Genomic DNA, 16117 nt, shown 5'->3' on the forward strand with positions numbered 1-16117 from the left:
GGTCATAGCAGGAACAGCGTGGCCAGTCCCAGGAAGGCCATGAAGCCCACCACGTCGGTCACCGTGGTCAGGATCACCGACCCCGAGAGGGCGGGATCGATGCCCGCGCGCTTGAGCATCAGCGGGATCACGATGCCGGCTATGCCGGCGGCCAGCATGTTGATCACCAGGGCGGCGGCGATGATGACGCCGATGGCGATGCTGCCGAACCAGAGCACCGCGAGCACGGCCACCACCAGCGACCAGAGCACGCCGTTAAGGGCGGCGATGCCGATCTCCTTGCGCAGCAGCCAGCTGCTGTTGGTGCGGCTGATCTGGCCCAGGGCCAGGCCGCGGATCGCCAGGGTCAGGGTCTGGCTGCCGGCGATGCCGCCCATGCTGGCGACGATGGGCATCAGCACCGCCAGCGCCACGATCTTGTCCAGGGCATCCTCGAAGCGGCCGATCACCCAGGCGGCCAGGAAGGCGGTGACCAGATTGATGCCGAGCCACACGGCGCGTCGCTTGGCGCTGGGCATCACCGGCGCGAAGAGGTCCTCCTCCTCGTCCAGGCCGGCCATGTTCATCAGCGCCTGCTCGGAGTTCTCGCGGATCACGTCGACGATGTCGTCGATGACGATGCGCCCGAGCAGCAGGCCGTCCTCGTCGACCACCGGCGCGGAGGCCAGGTCGTGGGTCTGGAAGAGGGTGGCCACCTCACGGGAATGCATGGTCACCTGGATGCTGTCCACCTCCTGGTCCATCAGGTCGGCGACGGCCATCTCGGGGTCGTTGGCGACCAGGCGGGCCAGCGGCAGCACCCCCACGAAGAAGCCATTGCGGTCGACCACCATCAGCGCATGGGTGTTGTCGGGCACCGTCTCCTTCCAGCGAAGGAAGCGCTTGACCGTCTCCAGGCTGACGTCGGCGCGCACGGCGATGGTGTCGGTGCGCATCAGGCGACCGGCGCTGTCCTCCTCGAAGGAGAGGGTCTCCTGCAGCCGGCTGCGCTGCAGCTCGTCCATCGAGCGCAGCATGTCCTCGGCCACCTGCTGGGGCAGGTCTTCGAAGATCTCGGCGAGGTCCGTGGTGTCGAGGCCGGAAGTGGCGGCCACGATCTCGGCATGGTCCATGTCATCGAGCAGGGTGCTGCGCACCTCGTCGTGCACGTGAAGCAGGACCTCACCGTCGACCTCGCCCGGTACCCGTTCCCACAGCTTGATGCGCGCCGCCGGCGGCAGCGACTCCAGCAGCAGGGCGACCTCCGCGGGCTCCAGGTCGGCCAGGACGTCGTCGACGGCATCGAGCCGCTCGTCGCCCAGCGCCCGGTGAATGCGCGAGAGGCGGTCCTCGAGGGTTTCGGTGGTATCGGCCATATGGGTCTCCCTGGCTTCGGCTGCACGGCCCATCCGGCCGTGATCGCAACGACGTTGCCCACAGTAGACCACAGAACGGCCCTTGACGGTGCCGGCGCGGGACCCCGCGGCGGCGGCCGCATGGCAACGTGACGGCGTCGTTTCCCGTCCGCGGCACTGCTATACTCTGCCGCCCCGTCTACCACCCTTGTCCGGAGTCGCCATGTATTCACTCGCCCGCTCGCTGCTGTTTCGCCTGGACGCCGAGACCGCCCACGGGGTCGCCTTGAAGGGGCTCGACCTGGCCGGTCGCCTGGGCCTGGCGGGGCGACTCGGCGGCGGGCGGGTCGAGGACCCGGTGGAGCTGATGGGGCTGCGCTTTCCCAACCGGGTGGGCCTGGCCGCCGGGCTGGACAAGAACGCCGAGCATCTCGATGCCCTGGGCGCACTTGGCTTCGGCTTCGTCGAGGTGGGCACCGTGACGCCCCTGGCCCAGGACGGTAATCCCCGGCCGCGGCTGTTCCGCCTGCCAGAGGCCGGCGCCATCATCAACCGCATGGGCTTCAACAACGCCGGGGTGGATCACCTGGTAGCCCGTGTGCAGGCGAGCCGCTACGACGGGGTGATCGGCATCAACATCGGCAAGAACCTCACCACGCCGGTGGAGCAGGCGGTGGACGATTACCTGACCTGCCTGCGCAAGGTGCACGGCCATGCGCACTACATCACGGTGAACATCTCCTCCCCCAATACCCCGGGGCTGCGCAACCTGCAGTTCGGCGAGCATCTGAATGCGCTGCTCGGTGCGCTGCGCGAGGAGGGGACCCGGCTTGATCGTGATGCCGGTCGCCGCGTCCCCCTGGCGGTGAAGATCGCCCCGGACATGAACCCCGAGGAGGTCGGCCTGGTGGCTCGCACCCTCGAGGACAACGCCATCGACGCGGTGATCGCCACCAACACCACGGTCTTCCGCGAGGCGGTAGCGGGGCTCGAGCATGCCGACGAGCAGGGGGGGCTCTCCGGGCGGCCGGTGTTCGAGCCGTCGAACACGGTGATCCGCGAGCTGCGCCGTCGCCTCCCCGGCATGCCGATCATCGGCGTGGGCGGCATCGACAGCGGCGAGGCGGCGCTGGCCAAGGTGGCGGCCGGCGCCGACCTGGTGCAACTCTATTCCGGCTTCATCTATCGTGGGCCGGCGCTGGTGGGGGAGTGTGCCCGGGCGCTGCAGGCCCGTTTCGCCGGGCAGTGAGGGCCCGGCGGGCGGCCACTAAAAAGCCCATGGCACGGCCATGGGCTTGATATGTTCGTCAACACCTCTGACGATGGGCTGATGACCCGGTGAATGCGGGGGTCACATCACCATGGGGTTCTTGTGAATGCCGGAGACTCCCGTCATGCCGGACCATTGATCCCCACGACCTTCACGCCAACCGCTCATCCAGTACTCGCGTAGATTGATATCCTGACTTGGACAGTCATCGCGGGAACGACCTGAGAGTCCCGCCTTGTACCCATGAACATAGGCACGCTGGAAGCGATCACGTTTCTGTCGTTTCATTGGACTACCTCTTGATGAAGGTACCGACGAGAACCCGGCCTCGAGACCGGATTCATGTTGCCCGGGCGACATCGGTCTCTGCGGCAACTCCGTGCTGCACGACGACTCGAGGCCCGCTGACAGAACGCATGCGTCATTCAGTAGCTACTCAGTCATTGATAGCCCAGGATGACGACGATTGTCGACCGATGATTTGTAACAAGGCGTTCACCTGCCCGTCACGCCTTCACTCCGGCCAGGCGCCACGCCGATGGATATGTCATGACTGAACTGCACTCCCCTGATTCACTGGATCTTCTGGCCACCTGCCCGCGGGGCATCGAGCTGCTGCTGGCCGACGAGCTGGCCGCCCTGGGTGCCGTGCCCGGCAAGACCACGGTGGCCGGGGTCCACCTGCGCGCGAGCCTCGAGAGCGCCTACCGCATCTGCCTCTGGTCGCGGCTGGCCAACCGGCTGGTGCTCTGCCTGGCACAGGAGGAGGGCGTCGAGGCCCCCGAGGCGCTGCGTGCCGCCACCGCGGCCATCGACTGGCGGGACCACCTCGCACCGGGCGCGACCCTGGCGGTGGACTTCCACGGCCGCGCCGAGGCGATCCGCCACACCCGCTTCGGTGCCCAGACCGTCAAGGACGGGGTGGTGGACCGCCTCCACGCCGAGGGCCGGCCGCGGCCCGACGTCGATACCCGGCAGCCGGACCTGCGCCTCTATGCCCACCTGCACCGTGGGCGGCTGACCCTGGGCGTGGACCTCTCGGGCGACAGCCTCCACCGCCGTGGCTATCGCCGCGACGTGGGCCATGCGCCGCTCAAGGAGAACCTGGCCGCCGCCCTGCTGGTGCGCGCCGGCTGGCCGGCGATGGCCCGGGAGGGGGCACCGCTGGTCGACCCGCTGTGCGGTGCCGGCACCCTGCTGATCGAGGCCGCCCTGATGGCCGCCGATATCGCCCCGGGCCTGGCCCGGGAGCGCTTCGGCTTCCACGGCTGGGCCGGCCACGACGAGCGCTGCTGGCGGGAGCTCAAGCGCGAGGCCGAGGCACGGGCCAGCATCGGGCGAAAGCGCTGCCGCTCGCGGCTTTATGGCTTCGACGAGAGTCCCCCGGCGCTGGCCGCGGCAAAGGCCAACGCCATGCGCGCCGGCGTGCCGGCGCTGATCGAGCTCGAGGGGGGCTCGCTGACCGGGCTCGCGCGCCCCGAGGGGCTGCCCGACTCGCCCCGCGGACTGGTTATGACCAATCCCCCCTACGGCGAGCGCCTCGGCGAGCTTCCCGAACTGGTGCGCCTCTACGGCCAGCTCGGCGAGCGGGTCAGGGTGGCCTTCCCCGGCTGGCAGCTGGCGGTCTTCACCGCCAACCCGGACCTCGGGCATCGCATCGGGCTGCGCGCCCGCAAGCAGTACTCGCTGCGCAACGGCCCCCTGGAGGCCAAGCTGCTGCTGATGGCGATTCCCGAGGCGGAGGAGTCGCCGTCCGGGGAGGCCGCCCCCGTGCGCTCCGAGGGGGCGCAGATGTTCGCCAACCGCCTGGAGAAGAACCGCCGGCGGCTGAAGAAGTGGCTCAAGAAGAGCGGCGAGAGCTGCTACCGGCTCTATGATGCCGACATGCCCGAGTACGCCCTGGCCATCGACCTCTACGGCGACCGGGTGCACGTCCAGGAGTATGCGCCGCCCAGGTCCGTCGATGTCGCCCAGGCCCAGAAGCGGCTGCACGAGGCGCTGGGGGTGATCCCCGACGTGCTCGGCGTCGATGCCGGGAAGGTCGTGGTCAAGCGCCGCGAGCGGCAGAGCGGTAAGGCGCAGTACCGCAAGCAGGCGGCCAGCGGTGAGCGCTTCGAGGTGCGCGAGGGCCGGGCGAGGCTGTGGGTCAACCTGCGCGACTACCTGGACACCGGCCTCTTCCTCGACAATCGCCCGGTGCGACGCCTGCTCGGCGAGATGGCCTCCGGCAAGCGTTTCCTCAACCTCTTCTGCTATACCGGGGCCGCCACGGTCCAGGCCGCCCTCGGGTCGCAGAAAGAGGGCACGGAGACGGCCGGCGGGGCCAGCGAGAGCGTCAGCGTCGACCTCTCCAACACCTACCTGGAGTGGGCCCGGGACAACTTCGCCCTCAACCGGCTCGACCCGGGGCGCCATCGGGTGGTGCGCGACGACTGCCTGCGCTGGCTGGAGACCGCCGGCGGCGAGTTCGACCTGATCTTCCTGGACCCGCCGACCTTCTCCAACTCCAAGAAGATGGCCGATACCCTAGACGTCCAACGCGACCACGGCCGGCTGGTGCGCCTGGCCATGGCCCGTCTGGCCCCGGGGGGTACCCTGGTGTTCTCCAACAACCAGCGGCGCTTCACGCTGGATGCGGACCTCGCCGAGCAGTTCCGGGTGGAGGAAATCTCGGCGAAGACGTTCGATCCTGACTTTCAACGCCGCCCGGACCTGCATCATGTGTTCCTGATTCGCCATCGGGAGGGCGCATGATCCGACTGAGGCTCTATACCACCCTGGGCTGTCATCTCTGCGAACAGCTGGAGGCGGTGCTGGCGAGCCTGTGTGCCGAGCGGTACCGGCTGGAGCGGGTCGAGATCAGCGAGGACGAGGGGCTGGTCGCGCGCTATGGGGTGCGCATCCCGGTCCTGGTGGACGAGGCGGGGAAGGAGCTGGACCGCGGCATGGAACCCCACCGTCTGGCCGGCTGGCTGGCGTCGCGGGGCTGGCTGGACGAGACCGCCTGGCAGCAGCTGCAGCAACAGCTCAGTGGCGAGACGTCGCCCGGGGTGACGAAGAGGGCGGCGAAGGGGGCAACCCTGCGCGGCGGGCGGCGCTATCTGGGCTGATGGCCCTCGGCCGGCATCCGGCGCCTACAGCGAGTCCAGCAGCGAGAGCTGGCTGACGGCATCGCGTCCCTCGGCGCTCTCGGCCTCCACCTCCAGCACCTTGCGAAAGCCCCGCGAGGACAGGATGGTGGTCTCGTCGGCCAGCCACATCATCGCCTGGTCGTGGTCATCGGCCAGGCGATGCTTCAGGCCGCCGAACTGGGTGCCGATCTGCCCCCAGGCACGGCTGAAGATCCAGTCGCCGAACATGTCCTGATGGACATGCACCAGCACATAGTCATGGTCGGTTTCCCAGCGGACGATCACGGCAGCTCCCGAGGTGGCGGGCGCCGCAGGTCTGCGGCGCGCGGGTGGTAATGGCGGTATTGTAAGGGCTTGGGCACACTGAACAAGTCGTATCACCAGCAGGACGGGAGCCAGCCATGAGAATCGTCGTCGACGCCAACGTGCCCGCCGCGGATACCTGCTTCGGGGCACTGGGCGAGGTGGTCCGCCTGCCGGGGCGCGAGATCGATGCCGCCGCGCTTCAGGAAGCCGACGCCCTGGTGGTGCGCTCCATCACCCGCGTCGACGAGGCCCTGCTGGCCCGTGCCGCCCGGCTGCGCTTCGTCGGGACCTGCACCATCGGCACCGACCACGTGGACGAGGGGGCCCTGGCCGAGCGCGGCGTCGCCTTTGCCAGTGCCCCGGGCTGCAATGCCGAGGCGGTGGTGGACTACGTGCTGGGCAGCCTGGCGACCCTGGCCGAGCGCCAGGGGTGGCGGCTGGCCGAGCGCCGCGTCGGCATCGTTGGCGTGGGCAACGTGGGCGGGCGGCTGCTCGAGCGTCTCACGGCCATGGGCATCGACTGCCTGGCCTGCGATCCGCCCCGCGTGGCGGCGGAAGTCACCGAGGGGGAGGGGCTGGCCGGCTTCGTGGACCTGGGTACCCTGATCGACGAATGCGACGTGATCTGCCTGCATACCCCGCTGGTGACCGAGGGATCCCATCCGACATGGCACCTGCTCGATGCCCAGCGCATCGCGGCCCTGGCCCCGGGCTGCGTGCTGCTCAACGCCGGACGCGGCGACTGCGTGGATGGCCAGGCACTGCGGCAGCGGCTGGCGGGGCAGGGCGATGTCACCGCGGTGCTCGATGTCTGGGAGCACGAACCCGCCATCGACAGCGGCCTGGCGGATCTCGCCGCCATCGCCACGCCGCATGTCGCCGGCTATAGCCTGGACGGCAAGCTGCGCGGCACCCAACGGATCTATCGCGCCCTGGCCCGGCATGTCGGCCTGCCGGCGCGACTGACGCTGGCGGACCTCGCGCCCCCGCCCCCGGTCAGACGTCTGGTCCTGGACGCCGGCTTCTGCCCCGAGGAGGCGCTGCGCCTATGCCTGCGCGCCGTCTACGACGTGCGACGTGACCACGACAGCCTGCACCGCGAGGCCCGCCGCCAAGGCATGGCCAAGGGCTTCGATGCCTGCCGGGCGGCCTATCCGCTGCGCCGGGAGCTCGCGACCCTCGACATCGAGCTTCGCGAGGGGGCCCAAGATCTCGCGCCGCTGCTGAGCGGCGCGGGCTTCCGGGTTGCCACCACCTGACGACGATGGGGCGATAAACGACAGCGGGCCCGCCGAATTGGCGGGCCCGCTGAGTATCAGCAAAGGGTCGGCTTACTGCCGGTAGGCGGCCTCCTTCAACGCACGGATGCGATCATCCAGCGGCGGATGGCTGGCGAACAGCTTCTCCATCAGCGAGCGCGTCTGGCCCTTGGTGATGGCCATGGCCCGCATGGTATCCGGCATCTGGTCGGGCATCTCTGTCTCGGCCTTGAGGCGAGCCAGGGCGTTGATCATGGCGCCGCTGCCGGCGAGCTGCGCGCCGGCGCTGTCCGCGCGGTACTCCCGGAAGCGCGAGAACCAGGCGACGATGGCCGAGGCGATCAGCCCGAAGACGATCTCGGCGACGATCACCACCGCGAAGTAGCCCATGAAGCCCAAGCCGCCGCCATCGTCGCGACGCAGAAAACTGTCGACCAGCTGGGCCACCACGCGGGCGAAAAACATCACGAAGGTGTTGAGAACGCCCTGGATCAGGGCCAGGGTGACCATGTCGCCGTTGGCCACGTGGCCGATCTCGTGGGCCAGTACCGCGCGCACCTCTTCCGGGCGCATGCGGTTGAGCAGGCCGGCGGAGACCGCCACCAGGGCGTCATCCTTGTTCCAGCCGGTGGCGAAGGCGTTGGACTGCTGGGCCGGAAAGATGCCCACCTCGGGGGTCTTGATGCCGGCATCACGGGCCAGTTCCGCCACGGTATCCACCAGCCACTTCTCGGTGGCGTTGGAGGGCGACTCGATGATCACGGTGCCGGTGGTGCGCTTGGCCATCCACTTGGAGATGAACAGCGAGACCATCGAGCCGGCCATGCCGAAGATGAAGCAGAAGATCAGCAGGGCATTGAAGTTCATGCCCTGTTCGGTCAGGTAGCCCTCCACCCCCAGCAGGCGCAGGGTGATGCTCGCCACCACGATCACGGCCAGGTTGGTGCCCAGGAAGAGCAGGATTCTCATCATTGCCGGAAATCTCCAGTCGTCGGAAAGGGGTTGCCGCTCTCAGCGGCCTGCACAAGCTGTTGCTTAGATACGCGCTTGCCCGCCGGGTTTCAAGCGGCGGGCAGAAGGGGCATGCTCCGGCCTACTGGCGGTAGCGCGACAGGAACCGGGCGAAGCGGTCCAGGGCGTCCTCGAGCTGGTCGGCCCAGGGCAGGGTGACGATGCGCACATGGTCGGGGTCGGGCCAGTTGAAGGCCGTGCCCTGCACCAGCAGAATCTTCTCCTGCAGCAGCAGGTCGAGCACCAGCTGCTGGTCGTCGCGGATGTTGAACACCTTGGGGTCGAGCCGTGGGAAGGCGTAGAGGGCTCCCTTGGGCCGGGTACAGCTGACCCCGGGGATGGCATTAAGCTTCTCGACGGTGATGTCGCGCTGGGCAAGCAGGCGGCCGCCGGGCAGGATCAGGTCGTTGATCGACTGGTAGCCCCCCAGGGCGGTCTGGATCGCGTGCTGGGCCGGCACGTTGGCACACAGGCGCATCGAGGCCAGCATGGTCAGCCCCTGGATGAAGTCGGCCGCGCGCTGCTTGGCGATGTTCCCCGAGAGGATCATCCAGCCGCTGCGGAATCCGGCGCAGCGATAGCTCTTGGAGAGCCCGTTCATGGTCACCACCAGCTGGTCCTCGCCGGCCAGCGCCCCGGTGGAGACGTGCTCGACCCCGTCGTAGAGGATCTTGTCGTAGATCTCGTCGGAGAACACCACCAGGTCGTGTTCCCGGGCGATTTCCAATAGCTCGCGCACCACCGCCGGCGGATAGACGGCCCCGGTGGGGTTGTTGGGGTTGATGATCACGATCGCGCGGGTGTGGGCGGTGACCTTGGCGCGGATGTCGGCCATGTCCGGCGCCCAGTCGGCCTGCTCGTCGCACAGGTAGTGCACGGCATGGCCGCCCGAGAGGTTGGCCGCCGCGGTCCACAGCGGGTAGTCCGGGGCCGGGATCAGCACCTCGTCACCGTCGTTGAGCAGCGCCTGCATGGCCATCACGATCAGCTCGGAGACGCCGTTGCCGATGTAGATGTCCTCAATGCCGACGCCGGGTATCTCCTTGCGTTGGCACTCCTGCATGATCGCCTTGCGCGCCGAGTAGAGCCCCTTGGAGTCGCAGTAGCCCTGGGCGGTGGGCAGGTTGCGCATCACGTCTTGGAGGATCTCTTCCGGCGCCTCGAAGCCGAAGGGGGCGGGGTTGCCGATATTCAGCTTGAGGACGCGCTGGCCTTCCTCTTCCAGCCGCTTGGCGTGCTCGAGCACCGGGCCGCGGATGTCGTAGCAGACGTTCTCGAGCTTGTGTGATTTCCTGATGGGGGGAGTGTCCATGGGCGCTGAGATCCAGTGATGTCGGTGTGCCGCCTCTGCCGGGGCGGGCGTGGTCTCGGGGCATGATTGCCGGTGATTATGCGGGCTCGGCACCGTCGCTACCAGCCGTGTCGGCGGCGTCCGGTTCGGGTTCGGCCGGGATGTCCGCCGGCGTCTCCAGGGTCAACCGGCCCAGCTTGCCGTCCCGCAGCTCGTGAAGCAGCACCTCGGCACCGCGGTGCAGGTCGACCTCGCCACCGGGGCGCAGCCCGCCGCGCTTGGCGGCGATCTCGGCGAGTATCGCATGGCCGTCGAAGCCGGCCAGGGCGAGCAGGTCGACCCGCACCGGGCCATCGGCCTCGACCTGCCCGGCCTCGGGGTGGGGGGCGTACGCGGGCAGGGTCTTGAGTTTGTAGCGTGCCTTGAGGGCCTCGGGATAGCGCCTGGCCAGTTCTGCGGCGGCGACCACCGCGACCTCCACGTAGTCGATGGCGGTATCGCGGATGGCGCCGCTGGCGGCCAGGCGGTGGGCGCTGGCCTGGTCCTCGATCTTGGGCCACAGCACCCCGGGGGTATCGATCAGTGCCACGCGGCCGCCGATGCGCACCTTCTGCTGGCGCTTGGTCACCGCCGGCTCGTTGCCCGTCTTGGCGATGGTGCGCCCGGCCAGGCCGTTGATCAGGGTCGACTTGCCCACGTTGGGAATGCCCATGACCATCACCCGCACGTCGCGGTCGGCGCGCACCTCGCCGGCCAGTTCGTGGCACAGTTTGGGGATGCGCTTGAGCTCCCGGGCCTGGGTGGTGGTCACCGCCAGGGCCCGCGTGTCGTCCTGGGCATCGAAGAAGCCGACCCACTCGCGGGTCCGCTCGGGGTCGGCGAGGTCGGCCCGCGAGAGGACCTTCAACACCGGCTTGTGGCGGGTCAGCTCGGCCAGCATGGGGTTGGCGCTGGAGTAGGGCAGGCGGGCGTCGAGGACCTCGATCACCACGTCGATCTCCGGTAGCGCCTCGAGGATCTGCCGGCGCGCCTTGTTCATGTGTCCCGGGTACCAGCCGAGCATCGAGCCTCTCCTGCATGCGCATGAATGAAAACGGCCGCCCATCATAGCAGATGGGCGGCCGTGTCAGGGGAGGGCGGTAACGGGCAGGGACTACTCCCCGGCGTGGAACTGAATCGCCACCGAATTGATGCAGTAGCGCAGCCCGGTGGTCTCCTGGGGGCCATCGGGGAAGACATGGCCGAGGTGGGCGTCGCAGCGCGCGCAGGTCACCTCGGTGCGCTGCATGCCGTGGCTGGTGTCGGTCTGCTCCGCCACGCAGCTCGGCGTGAAGGGACGGTCGAAGCTGGGCCAGCCGCAGCCGGCGTCGAACTTGTGCTCGTTCTCGAACAGCGGGGCGTTGCAGCAGACACAGTGGTAGATGCCGTGCTCGTCACTCACGTGGTAATGGCCGCTGAAGGGCGGCTCGGTGCCTTTCTCGCGGGTGACGCGGTACTGCTCGGGCGTCAGCTGCTGCTGCCATTCGGCATCGCTCTTCTGGATCTTGCTGCGCATGGCCTCTACTCCTTGTCATGGCGCCGGGTGCGGGCCCAGCGCGTATCACTTCCATTCTGACATCAACATGGGTGGGTGTTTCCAGTCACCGGGCAGTATCGGTCACGGGATATCAACGCCTGGCGAGACCCGCTTGACAGCTTCCCGGGTGCTGGGTAATATTCGCCGCACCTCGACGAGGCGAGACATTGCGTCCCATTCGTCTAGTGGTCCAGGACACCGCCCTTTCACGGCGGTAACAGGGGTTCGAACCCCCTATGGGACGCCACTCGACTCATCAGGTGCCGGAGTGCGGGAATAGCTCAGTGGTAGAGCATCGCCTTGCCAAGGCGAGGGTCGCGAGTTCGAATCTCGTTTCCCGCTCCATCTTCCTACGGGAAGCTGGGTTCGGAGGTCAGGTAAGCGAGGGTCGCGAGCTGGTGCGCCAGTCCGACTGATGGCAGCCCCATCGAATCTCGTTTCCCGCTCCAAGCTGTAATAGCTTATGCGTCCCATTCGTCTAGTGGTCCAGGACACCGCCCTTTCACGGCGGTAACAGGGGTTCGAACCCCCTATGGGACGCCACTTCCGGTATTGGCAGTGCGAGACCTGCGGGAATAGCTCAGTGGTAGAGCATCGCCTTGCCAAGGCGAGGGTCGCGAGTTCGAATCTCGTTTCCCGCTCCATCTTCCTACGGGAAGCTGGGTACAGAGGTCAGGTGAGCGAGGGTCACGAGCTGGAATGCCAGCCCAGTCGAATCTCGTTTCCCGCTCCAAGCTTGAACAGCTTATGCGTCCCATTCGTCTAGTGGCCTAGGACACCGCCCTTTCACGGCGGTAACAGGGGTTCGAACCCCCTATGGGACGCCACTTCGCTCGCATGTCGCTCCTTCCAGGCGGGAATAGCTCAGTGGTAGAGCATCGCCTTGCCAAGGCGAGGGTCGCGAGTTCGAATCTCGTTTCCCGCTCCATTCGATGTGTCAGGCGCGTTCCCTCCAGCCCTTGCCTGGACCTTTCGTACTTCGCTCCGTCCCGGATCTACCGCTACATCTCCTCCGGGTAGGCGGATCAGTATGCCCAGACCACGGCCATCAGCACGCCCCACGCCAGCACGCCGGACGCCATGATGGTATAGGTCGCCGACTGGGCCACCATGTCGTCATCCCCTCGCCGACACAGTCCCTGCAGGCCGTGGTAGATCAGGCTGCACGAGATGGCCAGTGCCACCAGCACGGCCAGGGCGTTGAGCAGCAGGCTGGGGACGAACAGCACCAGCGAGGCGCTCCATAGCGGCAGCGGGGCCATGGCGGCCAGCAGGTAGGCATCGTGGTAGTCGATCGACAGTTCCTCCTGGGCGTTGACCACGGCGTGGATCAGCCAGCCCATGATGAAGAAGGTCAGCAGTTCGGCCAGGAAGAGGATGGTGGTGATGAAGCGCCAGGGGCGTTCGGCGAAGCCGGTGACGAAATCGTCACCGTAGTGGGTGCCGGCGTAGTAGAGCATCAGCGGGGGGAGCAGCGACATCGGCAGGACCACCAGCCAGGCCAGGGCCGGGATCGGGATCCGTCGCTGCTGGAGCTCCTTCCAGCCCTCAGTGCGCGAGAAGGGCAGGCGGAAGAGGGTCATGGCGTTCATGGGGCACCTCGTGGTCAGGCTCGCTGTTTTGTATCATGTTATGATATTAATTAGTCGTCGTGTTCCCTTCTGTCAAGGAAACCCTCATGTCCCGGCCCACCGAGCCATGCCCCGACTCCCTGACCAAGCAGGATTTCGAGCGCCTGTCACACTTCCGTTACCGGCTGCGCTGCTTCCTGCGCCAGAGCGAGGACATCTGTCGTGACCACGGGCTCACCCCCCTCCAGTACCAGCTGCTGCTGCACCTGAAGGGCTTCACGGGGCGCGAGTGGGCAAGCGTAGGAGAGCTGGCCGAGCGGCTGCAGGCCAAGCACCATGGCACCGTGGCGCTGGTCGGGCGCTGCGAGGAGGCTGGCCTGGTAGAGCGTCGTCCCGGACGGGCGGATCGTCGCCGTATGGAGGTGCACCTGCTTGCCAGGGGCGCCGACCTGGCCGAGCGCATCGCGGCCCTGCATCAGCCCGAGCTTCGCCACCTGCAGGAGGAGTTCTCCCTGCCGGGCTGGGAGGGCGAACCTTGAAGTTTCCCGGGTCATCCCCATTTCACGGGGTTCTCGCGACGACTTCCATTTTTCTCTGACGGGATCGCACATGGCCGAACCGGCACTGTCCATCCGTGGCTTGACCAAGGTCTACGGCAATGGCTTCCAGGCCCTGAAGGGCATCGACCTCGACGTCGCCGAGGGCGACTTCTATGCCCTGCTGGGGCCCAACGGCGCAGGCAAGTCGACCACCCTGGGCGTGGTCTGCTCACTGGTGCAGAAGACGGCGGGCCACGTCTCGATCTTCGGCATCGATATCGACCGGGACTTCGCCCGTGCCAAGTACCATCTCGGCGTGGTACCCCAGGAATTCAACTTCAACCAGTTCGAGAAGGTCATCGACATCGTGCTGGCCCAGGCCGGCTACTACGGCATGTCGCGTCGCGAGGCACTGCCCCGGGCCAAGGAGCTGCTGCGCGATCTGGGCCTGTGGGACAAGCGCAACGGCAGCGCGCGGATGCTCTCCGGTGGCATGAAGCGTCGGCTGATGATCGCCCGAGCCTTGATGCACCGTCCCCGGCTGCTGATCCTCGACGAGCCCACCGCCGGTGTGGACATCGAGCTGCGCCGCAGCATGTGGGCGTACATGCGCCGCATCAATCGCGACGAGGGCACCACCATCATCCTCACCACCCACTACCTGGAGGAGGCCGAGAGCCTGTGCCGCAACGTGGGGATCATCAACCACGGCGAGATCATCCGGAACACGAGTGTGCGTGAGCTGCTCGCCGAGCTCGATACCGAAACCTTCCTGCTGGATCTGGCGCACCCGATCGAGGCCGCGCCCGAGGTGGCGGGCTTCGAGGTGAGCCGGGTCGATACTGCCCAGCTGGCCGTGGTGGTGCACCGCGGCCAGCGCCTCAACGATGTCTTCGAGGCGCTCAGCGCCCAGGGGCTGCAGGTGATGTCGATGCGCAATCGCGCCAACCGGCTCGAGGAGATGTTCGTCTCCATGGTGGAGCAGGGCAACAGCGACAAGGCGGCGGCCGAAGCGGCGGGGGCACGCGCATGAACCCGACCCAGATCGCCATCGCCCTCTGGACCCTGGTGCACAAGGAGGTCAAGCGCTTCACGCGGATCTGGCCGCAGACCCTGCTGCCGCCGTCGATCACCATGACGATGTACTTCATCATCTTCGGCAACCTGATCGGCTCGCGGATCGGCGAGATGGATGGCTACAGCTACATGGACTTCATCGTCCCGGGGCTGATCATGATGGCGGTGATCACCAACAGCTACTCCAACGTGGCATCATCCTTCTTCTCCAACAAGTTCCAGCGTTCCATCGAGGAGATGATGGTCTCGCCGATGCCCAACTGGGTGATCCTCACCGGCTTCGTGCTGGGCGGCATGGCCCGCGGCCTCGGCGTGGGACTGATCGTCACCGTGGTGTCGCTGTTCTTCACCCGGATCGAGGTGGCGCACCCGCTGCTGACGGTGTTCGTGGTGGTGCTCACCGCGGCGCTGTTCGCCATCGGCGGCTTCATCAACGCCCTGCTGGGCAAGAAGTTCGACGACATCTCCATCGTGCCGACCTTCGTGCTCACGCCGCTGACCTATCTCGGCGGGGTCTTCTACTCCATCTCGCTGCTGCCGGCCTTCTGGCAGGGCGTGTCGATGCTCAACCCCATCCTCTACATGGTCAACGTCTTCCGCTACGGCTTCCTCGGCGTCTCCGATATACCTGTGGGCTGGGCGCTGGCCGCCATCCTGGCCTTCATCAGCGTGCTCTTCGGAGTGGCCCTGTGGATGCTGAATCGCGGCAAGGGCATCAGGAGCTGACATGGCGCATTACCGACCCGATACCCTCGAGCACGCCCCGCTGGGGCGCGAGGCCGCCTACCCGGAGCACTACGATGCCGGGCTGCTCTATTCCATCACCCGGACGGCCAACCGGACGCCGCTAGGCATCGAAGAGGGCGCCTTGCCCTTCGTCGGCGAGGACGAGTGGCACGCCTTCGAGGTCTCCTGGCTCAACGCCCGCGGCAAGCCGCGGGTCGCCGTGGCGCGCTTTCGCCTGCCGGCGGATTCGCCGAACCTGATCGAGTCGAAGTCCTGGAAGCTCTATCTCAACGGCTTCAACCAGACCCGCTTCGAGAGTCGCCAGTCGGTGATCGATACCCTGGTGAGTGACCTCTCACGCGCCGCCGGGGCCGCGGTGTCCGTCGAGCTGTTCGACGTCGATGATGAGGTGCTCTCGCCGCGCCGCCTGCCCGGCGAGTGCCTGGACGACCTGGACATCGAGGTCACGGACTACACGCCCAGTGTCGAGCACCTGCGAGTGAGCGATGAGGAAGTCGTCGAGGAAGCGCTTCACTCTCACCTGCTCAAGTCCAACTGCCCGGTCACCGGCCAGCCCGACTGGGGCAGCGTGCTGATCCGCTATCGGGGCCCGCGGATCGACCGAGAGGGTCTGCTTCGCTATCTGATCGGCTACCGCCAGCACCAGGACTTCCACGAGCACTGTGTGGAGCACATCTTCATGGACCTGATGGCCCGGGCCCGCCCGGAACGCCTGCTGGTGCTGGCGCGCTACGTGCGTCGCGGCGGGCTGGACATCAGCCCCTGGCGTGCCACCCCCGGTGAACGCCCGCCCGAGCCGCTGCGGCTGGCGCGCCAGTAGCCGCTTGGGTAGGCTTGGTCTGAAAAGTCGGCGAGCGAAGGTCAGACAAGGCAAAAATTGGCGAAAAGACGGAGTTTACGCGGTGTAAATGAGTACTTTGAGCCGATTTTTAACGCTGTATGGCCGAGCGCAGGCAGTTTTCGGACTGAGCCTCGAGTGCCGATAGAACCTGAACAGGAGAACAA

Annotated in this window: 16 protein-coding genes and 6 tRNA genes; 14 read left to right on the plus strand and 8 right to left on the minus strand. The window is 67.2% G+C overall.

Annotation, left to right across the window (positions count from 1 at the left end):
• Positions 1–2 precede the first annotated feature (2 nt).
• A complete protein-coding gene (gene mgtE, locus QLQ83_RS18920; RefSeq protein ID WP_282737037.1) occupies positions 3–1355 on the minus strand; it encodes a magnesium transporter in 1353 nt (450 codons plus the stop codon).
• Positions 1356–1557: 202 nt separating this feature from the next.
• Between mgtE and QLQ83_RS18925 the strand changes: the two genes are divergently transcribed.
• Positions 1558–2583 carry a quinone-dependent dihydroorotate dehydrogenase gene (locus QLQ83_RS18925; RefSeq protein ID WP_282737038.1) on the plus strand — a complete coding sequence of 342 codons (1026 nt, stop codon included), beginning with the start codon at positions 1558–1560 and terminating at the stop codon, positions 2581–2583.
• A 102-nt stretch (positions 2584–2685) separates the two neighbouring features.
• On the opposite strand, the gene rmf is transcribed toward QLQ83_RS18925, so the two are convergent.
• Positions 2686–2892 (minus strand): ribosome modulation factor, encoded by a 207-nt coding sequence (rmf, locus tag QLQ83_RS18930; RefSeq protein ID WP_082042631.1) that lies wholly within the window; start codon positions 2890–2892, stop codon positions 2686–2688.
• A 261-nt stretch (positions 2893–3153) separates the two neighbouring features.
• Between rmf and rlmKL the strand changes: the two genes are divergently transcribed.
• Both rlmKL and QLQ83_RS18940 read left to right on the plus strand, forming a co-directional pair.
• Positions 3154–5358 (plus strand): bifunctional 23S rRNA (guanine(2069)-N(7))-methyltransferase RlmK/23S rRNA (guanine(2445)-N(2))-methyltransferase RlmL, encoded by a 2205-nt coding sequence (gene rlmKL / locus QLQ83_RS18935; RefSeq protein ID WP_282737039.1) that lies wholly within the window; start codon positions 3154–3156, stop codon positions 5356–5358.
• On the plus strand, positions 5355–5714 hold the full coding sequence (locus QLQ83_RS18940; protein WP_282737040.1) for a glutaredoxin family protein: 360 nt from the start codon (positions 5355–5357) through the stop codon (positions 5712–5714). Before rlmKL ends, QLQ83_RS18940 begins: the two co-directional genes overlap by 4 nt.
• Positions 5715–5738: 24 nt before the next feature.
• Here the strand turns inward: QLQ83_RS18940 and QLQ83_RS18945 are convergent, their stop codons facing one another.
• The gene (locus QLQ83_RS18945) at positions 5739–6020 is read right to left on the minus strand and encodes a hypothetical protein (protein WP_133635141.1); all 282 of its coding nucleotides are present in this window, start codon (positions 6018–6020) and stop codon (positions 5739–5741) included.
• A gap of 116 nt (positions 6021–6136) precedes the next feature.
• On the opposite strand from QLQ83_RS18945, the gene pdxB reads away from it, so the two are divergent.
• Positions 6137–7300 (plus strand): 4-phosphoerythronate dehydrogenase PdxB, encoded by a 1164-nt coding sequence (gene pdxB, locus QLQ83_RS18950; RefSeq protein WP_282737041.1) that lies wholly within the window; start codon positions 6137–6139, stop codon positions 7298–7300.
• A gap of 72 nt (positions 7301–7372) precedes the next feature.
• Here pdxB and htpX read toward each other — a convergent pair whose 3' ends face one another.
• The 4 genes from htpX to msrB all read right to left on the minus strand — a co-directional run bounded on the left by htpX (position 7373) and on the right by msrB (position 11157).
• Positions 7373–8272, minus strand: coding sequence for a protease HtpX (gene htpX, locus QLQ83_RS18955; RefSeq protein ID WP_282737042.1), 900 nt, complete (start codon positions 8270–8272; stop codon positions 7373–7375).
• 121 nt (positions 8273–8393) lie between these two features.
• The gene (locus QLQ83_RS18960) at positions 8394–9623 is read right to left on the minus strand and encodes a pyridoxal phosphate-dependent aminotransferase (protein WP_282737043.1); all 1230 of its coding nucleotides are present in this window, start codon (positions 9621–9623) and stop codon (positions 8394–8396) included.
• Between the two features lie 76 nt (positions 9624–9699).
• Positions 9700–10665, minus strand: coding sequence for a ribosome biogenesis GTPase YlqF (ylqF, locus tag QLQ83_RS18965; RefSeq protein ID WP_282737044.1), 966 nt, complete (start codon positions 10663–10665; stop codon positions 9700–9702).
• A gap of 90 nt (positions 10666–10755) precedes the next feature.
• The gene (gene msrB / locus QLQ83_RS18970) at positions 10756–11157 is read right to left on the minus strand and encodes a peptide-methionine (R)-S-oxide reductase MsrB (RefSeq protein WP_278031319.1); all 402 of its coding nucleotides are present in this window, start codon (positions 11155–11157) and stop codon (positions 10756–10758) included.
• 192 nt (positions 11158–11349) lie between these two features.
• Between msrB and QLQ83_RS18975 the strand changes: the two genes are divergently transcribed.
• The 6 genes from QLQ83_RS18975 to QLQ83_RS19000 all read left to right on the plus strand — a co-directional run bounded on the left by QLQ83_RS18975 (position 11350) and on the right by QLQ83_RS19000 (position 12106).
• Positions 11350–11425 (plus strand) — tRNA-Glu (locus QLQ83_RS18975).
• A gap of 23 nt (positions 11426–11448) precedes the next feature.
• Positions 11449–11523, plus strand: a tRNA-Gly gene (locus tag QLQ83_RS18980).
• A gap of 122 nt (positions 11524–11645) precedes the next feature.
• A tRNA-Glu gene (locus QLQ83_RS18985) sits at positions 11646–11721 on the plus strand.
• 26 nt (positions 11722–11747) lie between these two features.
• Positions 11748–11822: transfer RNA gene (locus QLQ83_RS18990), tRNA-Gly, on the plus strand.
• Positions 11823–11929: 107 nt separating this feature from the next.
• Positions 11930–12005 (plus strand) — tRNA-Glu (locus QLQ83_RS18995).
• Between the two features lie 26 nt (positions 12006–12031).
• Positions 12032–12106: transfer RNA gene (locus QLQ83_RS19000), tRNA-Gly, on the plus strand.
• A gap of 97 nt (positions 12107–12203) precedes the next feature.
• Here QLQ83_RS19000 and QLQ83_RS19005 read toward each other — a convergent pair.
• Positions 12204–12770, minus strand: a complete 567-nt coding sequence (locus tag QLQ83_RS19005; RefSeq protein WP_282737045.1) for a YIP1 family protein — start codon at positions 12768–12770, stop codon at positions 12204–12206.
• A gap of 86 nt (positions 12771–12856) precedes the next feature.
• Between QLQ83_RS19005 and QLQ83_RS19010 the strand changes: the two genes are divergently transcribed.
• From QLQ83_RS19010 to queF, 4 genes are all read left to right on the plus strand, one after another.
• Complete coding sequence (locus QLQ83_RS19010) at positions 12857–13288, plus strand: MarR family winged helix-turn-helix transcriptional regulator (RefSeq protein ID WP_282737046.1); 432 nt, start codon at positions 12857–12859, stop codon at positions 13286–13288.
• A 70-nt stretch (positions 13289–13358) separates the two neighbouring features.
• The gene (locus tag QLQ83_RS19015; RefSeq protein WP_282737047.1) at positions 13359–14321 is read left to right on the plus strand and encodes an ABC transporter ATP-binding protein; all 963 of its coding nucleotides are present in this window, start codon (positions 13359–13361) and stop codon (positions 14319–14321) included.
• The gene (locus tag QLQ83_RS19020; RefSeq protein ID WP_282737048.1) at positions 14318–15091 is read left to right on the plus strand and encodes an ABC transporter permease; all 774 of its coding nucleotides are present in this window, start codon (positions 14318–14320) and stop codon (positions 15089–15091) included. Before QLQ83_RS19015 ends, QLQ83_RS19020 begins: the two co-directional genes overlap by 4 nt.
• Before the next feature lies 1 nt (position 15092).
• Positions 15093–15932, plus strand: a complete 840-nt coding sequence (queF, locus tag QLQ83_RS19025; protein ID WP_282737049.1) for an NADPH-dependent 7-cyano-7-deazaguanine reductase QueF — start codon at positions 15093–15095, stop codon at positions 15930–15932.
• Positions 15933–16117: the final 185 nt, after the last annotated feature.

It is taken from the genome of Halomonas rhizosphaerae, from assembly GCF_030010555.1.
Taxonomy (GTDB): domain Bacteria; phylum Pseudomonadota; class Gammaproteobacteria; order Pseudomonadales; family Halomonadaceae; genus Halomonas; species Halomonas rhizosphaerae.

Bases quoted from the DNA above. Each gene is read 5' to 3' on its own strand.
- mgtE (WP_282737037.1), bottom strand. From the start codon at position 1,355: ATGGCCGATACCACCGAAACCCTCGAGGACCGCCTCTCGCGCATTCAC.
- QLQ83_RS18925 (WP_282737038.1), top strand. From the start codon at position 1,558: ATGTATTCACTCGCCCGCTCGCTGCTGTTTCGCCTGGACGCCGAGACC.
- rmf (WP_082042631.1), bottom strand. From the start codon at position 2,892: ATGAAACGACAGAAACGTGATCGCTTCCAGCGTGCCTATGTTCATGGG.
- rlmKL (WP_282737039.1), top strand. From the start codon at position 3,154: ATGACTGAACTGCACTCCCCTGATTCACTGGATCTTCTGGCCACCTGC.
- QLQ83_RS18940 (WP_282737040.1), top strand. From the start codon at position 5,355: ATGATCCGACTGAGGCTCTATACCACCCTGGGCTGTCATCTCTGCGAA.
- pdxB (WP_282737041.1), top strand. From the start codon at position 6,137: ATGAGAATCGTCGTCGACGCCAACGTGCCCGCCGCGGATACCTGCTTC.
- htpX (WP_282737042.1), bottom strand. From the start codon at position 8,272: ATGATGAGAATCCTGCTCTTCCTGGGCACCAACCTGGCCGTGATCGTG.
- QLQ83_RS18960 (WP_282737043.1), bottom strand. From the start codon at position 9,623: ATGGACACTCCCCCCATCAGGAAATCACACAAGCTCGAGAACGTCTGC.
- ylqF (WP_282737044.1), bottom strand. From the start codon at position 10,665: ATGCTCGGCTGGTACCCGGGACACATGAACAAGGCGCGCCGGCAGATC.
- msrB (WP_278031319.1), bottom strand. From the start codon at position 11,157: ATGCGCAGCAAGATCCAGAAGAGCGATGCCGAATGGCAGCAGCAGCTG.
- QLQ83_RS19005 (WP_282737045.1), bottom strand. From the start codon at position 12,770: ATGAACGCCATGACCCTCTTCCGCCTGCCCTTCTCGCGCACTGAGGGC.
- QLQ83_RS19010 (WP_282737046.1), top strand. From the start codon at position 12,857: ATGTCCCGGCCCACCGAGCCATGCCCCGACTCCCTGACCAAGCAGGAT.
- QLQ83_RS19015 (WP_282737047.1), top strand. From the start codon at position 13,359: ATGGCCGAACCGGCACTGTCCATCCGTGGCTTGACCAAGGTCTACGGC.
- QLQ83_RS19020 (WP_282737048.1), top strand. From the start codon at position 14,318: ATGAACCCGACCCAGATCGCCATCGCCCTCTGGACCCTGGTGCACAAG.
- queF (WP_282737049.1), top strand. From the start codon at position 15,093: ATGGCGCATTACCGACCCGATACCCTCGAGCACGCCCCGCTGGGGCGC.